We start from the raw sequence: 400 nt of genomic DNA, 5'->3' as shown, positions 1-400 counted from the left end.
CTTCTCCATCGGGCAATTCCTGGCTCGCAAAACCCGAGAGCGCTTGCATTTGAGGCAGGACCCACGGCGGCAGGTTCATCTTGTTGTAGACGCGCTCGGTGGCGACGAGGCAGTCCGGGTCGCCATGAATGCCAATTACCAAGACCTCTTGCCCGACCCGCGGCAGGTGCATGGCGCCAAAGCGATTGCCCGCCCACGCATTGGCAACGCGTACCCAGCATGAGCTGTGCTCGTCGTTGTTGCCGTACAGGTCGTACGGCATCTGCACCTTGATGCGCCCGTACTGATCGGTATGTATCGGGTGTCCTGCCGGGCCGACGACACGCGCTTGGATCGGGCCAGACATACGTGGCTTGTGCTGCGTGCGTGCGGGCCGGAATATTTCGTTGGTTGGCTGTAC

The 400-nt window shown here is 61.5% G+C and carries 1 protein-coding gene; it reads right to left on the bottom strand.

Going from position 1 to position 400, the window contains the following annotated elements:
* A partial coding sequence (gene vgrG / locus KDL01_RS47360) for a type VI secretion system tip protein VgrG (RefSeq protein WP_246577734.1) occupies positions 1-346 on the bottom strand: 346 nt, incomplete at its 3' end.
* Between the last annotated feature and the right edge of the window lie 54 nt (positions 347-400).

It is taken from the genome of Actinospica durhamensis (genome assembly GCF_018139695.1).
Taxonomy (GTDB): Bacteria; Actinomycetota; Actinomycetes; order Streptomycetales; family Catenulisporaceae; genus Actinospica; species Actinospica durhamensis.
Note: the sequence above shows the minus strand (reverse complement) of the source record. Positions and strands in the feature narration are given on the sequence as shown.